11 protein-coding genes are annotated in these 10383 nt (G+C 67.3%); 8 read left to right on the forward strand and 3 right to left on the reverse strand.

Translation table 11 applies throughout. The features are described from left to right. Positions 1-7: 7 nt before the first annotated feature. A complete protein-coding gene (gene cmrA, locus ACZY0X_RS30415) occupies positions 8-814 on the reverse strand; it encodes a mycolate reductase (protein WP_463775710.1) in 807 nt (268 codons plus the stop codon). Positions 815-860: 46 nt separating this feature from the next. Here cmrA and ACZY0X_RS30420 point away from each other — a divergent pair, with 46 nt between their 5' ends. Next, positions 861-2189 (forward strand): MFS transporter, encoded by a 1329-nt coding sequence (locus ACZY0X_RS30420; RefSeq protein WP_463775711.1) that lies wholly within the window; start codon positions 861-863, stop codon positions 2187-2189. Here the strand turns inward: ACZY0X_RS30420 and ACZY0X_RS30425 are convergent. After that, complete coding sequence (locus ACZY0X_RS30425) at positions 2157-2921, reverse strand: MmpS family transport accessory protein (protein WP_463775712.1); 765 nt, start codon at positions 2919-2921, stop codon at positions 2157-2159. The genes ACZY0X_RS30420 and ACZY0X_RS30425 overlap by 33 nt on opposite strands. 155 nt (positions 2922-3076) lie before the next feature. Between ACZY0X_RS30425 and ACZY0X_RS30430 the strand changes: the two genes are divergently transcribed. Together ACZY0X_RS30430 and ACZY0X_RS30435 are read left to right on the forward strand one after the other, a co-directional pair. Next, positions 3077-3280 (forward strand): hypothetical protein, encoded by a 204-nt coding sequence (locus ACZY0X_RS30430; RefSeq protein WP_463775713.1) that lies wholly within the window; start codon positions 3077-3079, stop codon positions 3278-3280. 47 nt (positions 3281-3327) lie between these two features. Continuing rightward, positions 3328-3483, forward strand: coding sequence for a DUF6131 family protein (locus ACZY0X_RS30435; RefSeq protein ID WP_241404288.1), 156 nt, complete (start codon positions 3328-3330; stop codon positions 3481-3483). Here the strand turns inward: ACZY0X_RS30435 and ACZY0X_RS30440 are convergent. Further along, positions 3480-4106 carry an SACE_7040 family transcriptional regulator gene (locus tag ACZY0X_RS30440; RefSeq protein ID WP_463775714.1) on the reverse strand — a complete coding sequence of 209 codons (627 nt, stop codon included), beginning with the start codon at positions 4104-4106 and terminating at the stop codon, positions 3480-3482. The genes ACZY0X_RS30435 and ACZY0X_RS30440 overlap by 4 nt on opposite strands. A gap of 92 nt (positions 4107-4198) precedes the next feature. Between ACZY0X_RS30440 and ACZY0X_RS30445 the strand changes: the two genes are divergently transcribed. Genes ACZY0X_RS30445 through ACZY0X_RS30465 form a run of 5 tightly spaced genes read left to right on the forward strand, consistent with a single transcriptional unit; the run spans position 4199 to position 10230 of the window. Continuing rightward, positions 4199-5749 carry a carboxyl transferase domain-containing protein gene (locus ACZY0X_RS30445; RefSeq protein WP_463775716.1) on the forward strand — a complete coding sequence of 517 codons (1551 nt, stop codon included), beginning with the start codon at positions 4199-4201 and terminating at the stop codon, positions 5747-5749. A 5-nt stretch (positions 5750-5754) separates the two neighbouring features. Next, positions 5755-7752: an acetyl-CoA carboxylase biotin carboxylase subunit gene (locus ACZY0X_RS30450; protein ID WP_463775717.1), complete on the forward strand. Its 1998-nt coding sequence runs from the start codon at positions 5755-5757 to the stop codon at positions 7750-7752. After that, positions 7749-8909 (forward strand): acyl-CoA dehydrogenase family protein, encoded by a 1161-nt coding sequence (locus ACZY0X_RS30455; RefSeq protein ID WP_463775718.1) that lies wholly within the window; start codon positions 7749-7751, stop codon positions 8907-8909. Before ACZY0X_RS30450 ends, ACZY0X_RS30455 begins: the two co-directional genes overlap by 4 nt. Beyond that, entirely contained in the window at positions 8906-9418 is a 513-nt protein-coding gene (locus ACZY0X_RS30460; RefSeq protein WP_463775720.1) for a MaoC family dehydratase, read from the forward strand. The genes ACZY0X_RS30455 and ACZY0X_RS30460 overlap by 4 nt, the downstream gene beginning before the upstream one ends. Further along, entirely contained in the window at positions 9418-10230 is an 813-nt protein-coding gene (locus ACZY0X_RS30465; RefSeq protein ID WP_463775721.1) for an HpcH/HpaI aldolase/citrate lyase family protein, read from the forward strand. Before ACZY0X_RS30460 ends, ACZY0X_RS30465 begins: the two co-directional genes overlap by 1 nt. Positions 10231-10383: the final 153 nt, after the last annotated feature.

The following is a 10383-nucleotide window of genomic DNA, read 5'->3' on the forward strand; positions in this document are numbered from 1 at the left end:
GCTGGGCCTAGCCGCCGCCGAGACGTTTGTAGACCGCGCCGACGATCGGTGTGACGATCGAGCGCGGCGCGTACCCGCTGGCCACCGACATCGCCTTGGACGTCACGCCGGGCACGACGCGCATCTTGTTGCGCTCCAGGGCATCCAGCGAGATCATCGCGGTGTACTCGGTCGAGATCCACAGGAAGTCGGGGATCAGCTTCTCGACCAGCGACTGCTCGGTCTCATCGGGCAGCGTCTCGCGGACCGGGCCGGGCGCCAGCAGCGTCACGTGGATGCCCAGACGCTTGACCTCACCGCGCAGCGACTCGCTGAACGTGTTCGCGAACGCCTTGGACGCCGCGTAGGTGGCGTTGTTGGGGATGGGGGAGTTGCCCGCCGCCGAACCCGAGATCAGGATGCCGCCGGCGCGCCGTCGCGCCATGCCCGGCAGCACCGCCAGGGCGAGGTCGTGCACGCCAAGCACGTTGAGCTGCACCTGCGCCTTCTCCCCGTCGACGTCGAGGTCGGCGACCGGGCCGAACGTCGCGGTGCCCGCATTCGCGCACAGGATGGAGATATCGCGCTGCGCCAGCTCCTCGCAGAAGACGTCGCGCGCGGCCGGATCGGTGAGGTCGACTGCGCGAACCTCGACCGTCACCCCGTAGCGCTCGGTGAGCCGTGCGGCCAGGGCCGTCAGAACCTCCTCGCGGCGCGCCGTGATGATCAGGTGATGCCCCCGAGCGGCGAGTTCGGTGGCCAGCGCCTCGCCGATGTTCTGCGAAGCGCCGGTGACGACCGCGCGGGCGTCGGGATGGGGAGCGGGTACTGGCATGGCGCCAATCGTAGGGACCCGTCGTGCGACCAATAGAGTTGAGGCCATGACCAGCCCCGGCACGGTGTCGCTGATCGCCGGGAGGTCGCGAGTCGCGGCGTGGGCGCTGTGGGACACCGGCGCCACCGGGATGAACGCCATCGTGGTGACCTTCGTCTTCTCGGTGTATCTCACCGGACAGGTGGGCGCCGGCCTGGACGGGCCCGTCACGCCGGCGGAGTGGCTTGGCCGCGCGCTGACGGCGTCCGGGCTCGTGGTCGCCGTATTGGCCCCCGCGACGGGGATCTGGGTCGACGCCCCGCACCGCAGGCGGACGGTGCTCACGGTGCTGACGGGCGCCGCCGTTCTTCTGACGGCATCGATGAGCCTCATCCGCGACGATCCCGCCTACCTGTGGCCGGGACTGGCGCTACTAGCGTGTACCGCGGCCTGCAGTGATCTGGCCACGGTGCCCTACAACGCGATGCTCCGCGATCTGTCCACGCCGCAGACCTCGGGTCGAATCTCCGGATTCGGTTCCGCAGCGGGCTATTTCGGCACGGTCCTGCTGTTGTTGGTGGTCTATCTGGGCTTGGTCGCCGGTGACGGTGACACCCGCGGGCTGCTGGGAATCCCCGCTGACGACGGCTGGCCGGTGCGGTCGGCGATGCTGCTGACGGCGGCCTGGTTCACGCTGTTCGCGCTCCCGCTGCTGCTGTCCAGTCGCACCGAGGCGGTTGTCGACGAGGCGCCTCGCGTGGGCCTGCTCGGTGCGTACCGCAAACTCTGGGCGGAGTTGACCGACCAGTGGAAGCGCGATCACAACATCGTCTACTACCTGATCGCCAGTGCGATCTTCCGCGACGGGTTGACCGGCGTCTTCACCTTCGGGGCGGTACTAGGCGTCACCGTGTACGGGATATCGCAGGCCGACGTGCTGTTGTTCGGCATCTGCGCTTGCATTGTCGCCGCGCTGGGGGCGGTACTGGGCGGACTGATCGACGATCGTGTCGGATCCAAACCGGTCATTGTCACGTCGCTGTCCGCGATGATCGTGGTGGCATCCGCCCTGATTAGCCTCGACGGGCCCGTCGCGTTCTGGATCTGCGGGCTGCTCCTGTGCCTGTTCATCGGGCCCACCCAGTCATCGGCGCGCACACAGATGCTGCGCCTGACGACCGAGGGCAAGGAGGGCGTGTCGTTCGGCCTCTACACGACGACGGGTCGGGCGGCGTCGCCGCTGGCGCCCTGGTTCTTCGCGATGGCCATCGCGATATTCGGGACGGACCGCGCCGGCATGGGCGGGCTGGTCGCGGTCCTGGTGCTCGGGTTGTTCGCGATGCTGCTGGTGCGAACGCCCAAATCAGCTGACCGGACTGCAGATAGTCAGGCCTGAGCCCGACCGCTCCTGAAGCGGCACGCCGTTGATCGAGATGGAGCAACCGATCTCGCGACCCACGTTGATGATGCTGACACTCGCCGACTGCTCGGCGGGCGCCGAGAGTTCCACCTGCTTGCTCCAGGGCAGCATGACGTTGAACTCCGTCTGGAACATGCCGCCGCTGTCGATGTAGGTGATGTTGATGGCGCGGCCGGTGCCGGTGACGTCGTAAACGACGGTCTCGGTCTCACCCGGTGTGGCGGACCCTCCTGGCGGGGTTGGGCCCGGAATCGGGAACGGCAGTGGCAGGCGGGGTGCGCTCGGTGTGAGCGTGGTCGTCGGGGGAGCCGTCGTGAAACTCGGCTTGGGAGGCGAGGTGGGGGGTGCGACGACCGTCTGCTGCTGCGATGTGTTGACGACCACCAGCGCGATGACGAGACCGATGACTATGACCACTGACAGCGCCGCCAGCGCCCACAACCACAGCCGCGTGGGGGGCCCCTCTGGGTCGGGGGGCTCGGGCGGTTGTCCGGCCGGGGGGTACTGCGCACCGAACTGCTCGGTCGGCGGCGGTTGATAGGTGTGGGGCGAGTACGGAGGCAGTTGCTGAGTCTGGTCGGGCGTCGGCGGACCCTGATAGGACGGGCCGTACGACGCCTGGTTCGCGTAAGCGGGATCGGCGTAGCCCGGGTACTCGTAGGGCAGTTGCTGCGTCGGATCCGACTCGTCGCGTCGTGAATCCGTCATGACCACCTCATGGGCGCAAGGGTACCCGCGTGTCGAACGGGCGTGCAGAGACGCCGATCGGGGGTCAACCGCCCGTCGGTTTGGGTTTAGCCGAATTTTCGCGTGGGTAAAACAAGATCACGCGCCGTTGGGGCGCAGAGAAATGGAGGCCAGTCATGCGAGGACTTCTCGGCGTAATTGTGCTCGTCTGGTTGCTGATCGGTGTGGTCGCCGCCTATCAACGCGATTACTTCAAGACGGCGGAAAACAGTTGCGGCACAGCGGGGACCATCGCGCTGACCGTGGTCGCAGGCCCGCTCAATTATGCGGGTGTCAACCCCAAGGTGACGGATTGCAACATCCCAGAGCCCAGCCAGTGACCGACCGGTCCTGAGCCTTACCGATTGATTACGAAGGGGATTTAACCATGATTGCCATTGGCGTGATTCTGCTCATTCTCGGCCTGATCTTCTCGGTACCGATCCTGACCTACATCGGCGTCGTCGCCCTGGTTATCGGGGCGGTGTTCTGGATGCTCGGCGCTGCCGGGCACGCGGTGGGTGGCCGCAAGGTCTGGTATTAGCCGCGCGGAGCGGACATCATTGCCGCCACCGTCATTGCGCGCAGCACTGTGCGGGATGACGGTGGCGGCGTCTGTTTGACGCTGTGCGACACGGAGTTGATCAACCCGAAGCTGGCGTGCGCCATGAGCCGTGCGTCATCCTCGCCGAGCGCGTCATCGAATCGGCGCAGCACGTCCACCCAGATCTCGACGTACTGACGCTGTGCGCGGCGAACCTGACGCTCGGCCGGAGCGGGCAGCTGCCCGAGGTCGCGGTCCTGGATCCTGATCAGATCGGATTCGCCGAGCGCGAAGTCGAGGTGGAAGTCGATGAGGCCGTGCAGCGTGGTCTCCGCGTCCTCGCCGCGCGCCACAACCTCGGTGGCCCCTGCGAGCAGCCGGGTGCTGATGCCGACCAGGATCTCGACGAGCAGCGCCTCCTTGTTGGGGAAGTGGCGGTAGATCGCCGGTCCGCTGACACCTGCCGCGGCGCCGATGTCCTCGAGCCGCACCGAGGTGAACCCGCGCTCGGCGACGAGGTGTTCGGCGGCCGCGATCAGCTGGCTGCGACGGTCGGATTTAGCTCTGCTGCGGGGTGTCTCGACCGTGCCGTGGTCGGCTGACCCGTTGGGCGTGTTCGACACGCGAATCTCCTGACCCCATGGTGGACATTTCAGTTAATCGTTACTAACATCCTACGAGTTAGTCTTCATTAACTCAACTGAATGGGTCCACGATGGCAACGCGGGCATCTCATCGCGAGCAACACCTGGAGCTGGTGGCGCAGTTGCGCACCAAGCTCTCGGCCGCCGCACTCGGCGGGTCCGAGCGCGCCCGGGAGCGTCACGTCAGCAGGGGCAAGCTCTTGCCGCGCGACCGCGTCGACGGACTGCTCGATCCCGGCTCGCCATTTCTGGAACTCGCGCCGCTGGCCGCCAACGGCATGTACGACGACGAGTGCCCGGGGGCCGGCATCATTGCCGGCATCGGCCGGGTGGCCGGGCGCGAGTGCATGGTTGTCGCCAACGACGCGACCGTCAAGGGCGGTACCTATTACCCGCTCACGGTCAAGAAGCATCTGCGCGCACAGGAGATCGCCGGCCAGAACCGGTTGCCCTGCGTCTACCTCGTCGACTCCGGCGGGGCGTTCCTGCCGCGTCAGGACGAGGTCTTCCCCGACCGCGACCACTTCGGCCGCATCTTCTTCAACCAGGCCAATCTCAGTGCCCGGGGCATACCGCAGATCGCGGCGGTGCTCGGATCCTGCACCGCCGGTGGCGCGTACGTGCCCGCCATGAGCGACGAGGCCGTCATCGTGCGGAACCAGGGCACCATCTTCCTGGGTGGGCCGCCACTGGTGAAGGCCGCCACCGGCGAGGTGGTGTCGGCCGAGGACCTGGGCGGCGGCGACCTGCACTCCAAGGTCTCGGGTGTCACCGACCATCTGGCGCATGACGATCGCGACGCGCTGCGGATCGTCCGCCGCATCGTCGGCACACTCGGACCGCGCACCGCGACACCGTGGGATGTCGCGGAGACGGTGGATCCGATCGCCGATCAGACCGAGCTCTACGACGTCGTGCCCATCGACTCGCGCGTGCCCTACGACGTGCACGAGGTGATCACGCGCATCGTCGATGGCGGCGAGTTCCAGGAGTTCAAGGCCGAGTACGGCACCACGCTGGTCACCGGATTCGCGCGCATTCACGGCCATCCGGTGGGCATCGTGGCCAACAACGGCGTGCTGTTCGGCGAGTCGGCGGTCAAGGGCGCGCACTTCATCGAGTTGTGCGATAAGCGCTCTGTGCCACTGCTGTTCCTGCAGAACATCGCCGGCTTCATGGTCGGCCGCGACTATGAGGCGGGCGGTATCGCCAAGCACGGCGCCAAGATGGTCACCGCCGTCGCCTGCGCCCGGGTGCCGAAGATGACCGTGGTGATCGGCGGCTCCTACGGGGCTGGTAACTACTCGATGTGCGGGCGCGCCTACTCGCCGCGGTTCCTGTGGATGTGGCCCAACGCGCGCATCTCGGTGATGGGCGGTGAACAGGCCGCGTCAGTGCTCGCGACGGTGCGCGGTGACATGACGCCCGAGCAGGAAGAGGCGTTCAAGGCGCCGATCCGCGACGAGTACGAGGCGCAGGGAAATCCGTACTACTCCACGGCCCGGCTGTGGGATGACGGTGTGATCGATCCGGCCGACACGAGAACCGTTGTCGGGCTAGCCCTGTCGGTGGTGGCACAGGCTCCCTTGGAGCCGGTGTCCTACGGCGTGTTCAGGATGTGACAGTGATGACATCAACTTCGCAGACCACCTTTGACACCGTCCTGGTTGCCAACCGCGGCGAGATCGCGGTCCGGGTCATTCGCACCCTGCGCGCCATGGGAATCCGCTCGGTGGCGGTTTACAGTGACGCCGACGCCGGGGCCCGCCACGTCGCGGAGGCCGATGTGGCCGTGCGCCTCGGACCGGCACCGGCACGGCAGAGCTACCTCGACATCGCCCTGGTGGTGGACGCCGCACGTCGAACCGGCGCGCAGGCCGTGCACCCCGGCTACGGATTCCTCTCGGAGAACGCCGAATTCGCCGCGGCCCTGAAGACCGCGGGTATCGCGTTCATCGGGCCGCCCGTGGGCGCCATCGAGACGATGGGCGACAAGATCGCCGCCAAGGCCGCTGTGTCGGCGTTCGATGTTCCTGTGGTTCCCGGTATCTCACGCCCCGGCCTCACCGATGACGATCTGATCGGCGGTGCGGCAGAGGTGGGCTTCCCGGTACTGGTGAAGCCCTCCGCCGGCGGCGGCGGCAAGGGCATGCGCGTGGTGCACCAGGCCTCCGACCTGCCGGCCGCGCTCGTCAGTGCCCGTCGCGAGGCGGCCTCCGCCTTCGGTGACGACACCCTGTTCCTCGAGCGGTTCGTGTTGAACCCCAGGCACATCGAGGTCCAGGTCCTCGCCGACGGGCACGGCAATGTCATCCACCTCGGGGAGCGCGAGTGCAGCCTGCAGCGTCGCCACCAGAAGGTCATCGAGGAGGCACCCTCACCGCTGCTGGACCCCGAGACACGGGCCCGCATTGGTGCGGCCGCATGCGCCACCGCCCGTAGCGTCGACTACACCGGAGCGGGCACCGTGGAGTTCATCGTGTCCGCCGACCAGCCAGATGAGTTCTTCTTCATGGAGATGAACACGCGCCTGCAGGTCGAACATCCGGTGACCGAGATGGTGACCGGTGTGGACCTCGTCGAACAACAGGTGCGCATCGCGGCGGGTCACGCGCTGGCGATCAGCCAGGACGACGTCGTGATGACCGGGCACGCCATCGAGGCGCGGGTCTACGCCGAAGACCCCGCCCACGACTTCCTGCCGACTGGCGGTGACGTCATCGATGTCGTCGAACCCTCCGGCGCCGGCGTGCGTGTGGACTCCGGCATCTACCCGGGCACCGTCGTCGGCAGCGACTACGACCCGATGCTGGCCAAGGTCATCGCCCACGCCACCGACCGGCCCGCGGCGCTGCGTGCGCTCGACCGCGCCCTGGCCGACACGGCGGTGCTCGGCGTCACCACCAACATCGACTTCCTGCGGTTCCTGCTGGTCGACCCGGATGTGATCGCGGGTCGACTCGACACCGGACTGCTGGATCGCCGCACCCCCGATTACGTCGGTGTCCACGCCAGCGACGACGAACTGATCGCCGCCGCCGCCGACAGGTGGTTGCGCCGCTGGACAACCTGCGGCGATGACCTGTGGGACGTGCCGACCGGTTGGCGGATGGGCGATCCCGCCCCCACTACGGCGCGATTGCGCTCAGGTGACCGCACCGATCACGTCCACATCACCGGTGTCCCCACCGGTGCGAGCGCGCGGGTCGAGGACGGCGAGAGCCGGTCGCTGACAGCCACGCTCGACGGGCGCACACTGGTGGTGACCCTGGACGGTCTGCGTACCGAGTACGTGGTCGCCGAGTCCGGCGATCGGGTCTGGCTGTCGGGTGAGCGCAACGTCGCCGTCGAGGAACTGCGCGAGGCCCCGGTGCGCCCCGACGACGAGCACAGCGGCGACGCCGAACTCGTCAGCCCCATGCCGGGTTCGGTGGTCGCGGCCGGCGTCGAGGACGGGGCGACCGTCACCGCCGGCACCGTCGTGGTCACCGTCGAGGCCATGAAGATGGAACACGCGCTGTCATCGCCCGTCGATGGCGTCGTCGAACTACACGTCGCCGTCGGCGACCAGGTCAAGGTGGGCCAGGTCCTGGCCCGGATCATCGCAGAGGAGACCACGTCATGACCGAATTCCTTTCCACAGGAACGCTGCCCGACCACTACGACCAACTCGCAAAGACGGTCCGCGACTTCGCCCAGACGGTCGTCGCGCCGGTGGCCGCCAAGCACGACCGTGAGCACTCGTTCCCGTACGCCGTTGTCGAGGGCATGGCCGACATGGGTCTGTTCGGGTTGCCGTTCCCCGAGGAGTACGGCGGTATGGGCGGCGACTACTTCGCGCTGTGTCTGGCGTTGGAGGAGCTCGGCAAGATCGACCAGAGCGTGGCCATCACGCTGGAGGCCGGTGTGTCACTGGGCGCGATGCCGGTGTACCGCTTCGGAAACGACGAGCAGAAGCAGGAGTGGCTGCCGCTGTTGGCCAGCGGTAAGGCACTCGGCGCGTTCGGTCTGACCGAGGCGGGCGGCGGCACTGACGCAGGAGCCACGAAGACCACCGCCAAGCTCGACGATGGACACTGGGTCATCAACGGCACCAAGCAGTTCATCACCAACTCCGGCACCGACATCACCAAGCTGGTCACGGTCACCGCCGTCACCGGTGAGTCCGGTGGCAAGAAGGAGATCTCCTCGATACTGGTGCCGGTGCCCACGGAGGGTTTCACCGCAGAACCGGCCTACGACAAGGTGGGCTGGAACGCATCGGACACCCACCCGCTGTCCTTCGACGACGTGCGGGTGCCCCAGGAGAACCTGCTGGGCGAGCGCGGTCGCGGCTACGCCAACTTCCTGCGCATTCTCGACGAGGGGCGCATCGCGATCGCCGCGCTGTCGGTCGGTGCCGCGCAGGGCTGTGTCGACGAGTGCATCAAGTACGCCAAGGAGCGCCAGGCCTTTGGTGCCGCCATCGGCACCTACCAGGCCATCGCCTTCAAGATCGCGCGGATGGAGGCCCGTGCTCACGCCGCGCGTGCCGCCTATTACGACGCCGCGGCGCTGATGCTGTCCGGCAAGCCATTCAAGAAGGCGGCCGCAGTGGCCAAGCTGGTCGCCAGCGAGGCCGCCATGGACAACTCCCGTGACGCCACCCAGGTGTTCGGCGGCTACGGTTTCATGAACGAGTACCCGGTGGCACGCCACTACCGGGACAGCAAGATCCTCGAAATCGGTGAGGGCACCACGGAGGTTCAGTTGATGCTGATCGCGCGTGAGGCCGGCCTGTGACCGACGCCGAGGGGATCGCGAAGAAGGTCGTCGTCCAGCGGGGCCTGTGGTTCGAGGAGTTCGAGACCGGCGTGCTGTATCAGCACCGGCCGGGACGGACCATCACCGAAGCCGACAACGTCCTGTTCACCACGCTCACCATGAACACTCAGGCGCTGCACCTCGACGCCGCGTTCGCCGATGCGCAGCCGCCGTTCAACCAGCGCCTGGTGAACTCGATGTTCACGTTGTCCACGTTGGTCGGACTGTCGGTCACGCAGCTGACCCAGGGCACCATCGTCGGCAACCTCGGTTTCAGCGACGTCGCGTTCCCGAAACCCTTGTTCCACGGCGACACGATGTACGCCGAGACCGAGGTGACCGACAAGCGCGAGTCGAAGAGCCGGCCGGGGGAGGGCATCGTCACCTTCTCTCACGTCGCACGGAACCAGCACGGTGACGTGGTGGCGACCGCATCGCGAAAGACCATGGTGCGCAAGCGCCCCGCAGAGGAAGCCGGAGACGCCTGATGGCACTGACGCAGACGGGTCCCGGCTGGTTGTTCTGCCCCGCCGACCGGCCGGAACGCTTCGCGAAGGCGGCGGCCGCTGCCGACGTGGTGATCCTCGACCTCGAGGACGGCGTCGCTGCCAAGGATCGCGAGGCCGCCCGTGCCGCGCTGATCGACACACCGCTGGACCCTGCTCGCACCGTTGTGCGGGTCAACCCGGCGACCACGCCCGATCACGCGCTCGACGTCAAGGCGCTGACTCGCACCGACTACACCACGGTGATGCTGGCGAAGACTGAGTCCGCGGACCAGGTGCGCTCGCTGGCGCCACTGGACGTCGTCGTCCTCGTCGAGACTCCGCTGGGCGCACTGGCCGTCACCGACACCGCGCGTGTCGACAACGCGTACGCGGTGATGTGGGGTGCCGAGGATCTGTTCGCCTCCACCGGTGGCACCGCCAACCGGTTCGCCGACGGCAGCTACCGCGATGTCGCCAAGCACGTTCGGTCGCAGAGCCTGTTGGCCGCCAAGGCGTACGGTCGGATGGCGCTGGACTCCGTGTACCTCGACATCAAGGATCTCGACGGACTGCGCGCCGAGACCGACGACGCGGTGGCGGTCGGATTCGACGCGAAGGTGGCCATTCACCCGACCCAGGTGGCCGTGATCAGGGCCGGTTACGCCCCGTCCGACGAGCAGATCGACTGGGCACGCACGGTTCTGGACAGGGCACGCGCCGAGCGCGGCGTCTTCCAGCACGACGGCCAGATGGTCGACATGCCGGTACTGCGGCGCGCAGAGCGCATCGTCGCGCTCGCGCCGGAGAACTGACCGGCGCCGCTCTTGGTGGTCAAACACGGCCACCACCACCACCACGCCGAGCGTGAACGCACTGCGAAAAAATCGCGGCAGATTCAAGCGGTGATCGCAACAAACGTGGTCGGGTTGGACAGTAGTCGTTCGAGTTCTTCGGCGGGCGTGCGA

Source organism: Mycobacterium sp. IDUB_39, assembly GCF_055419205.1.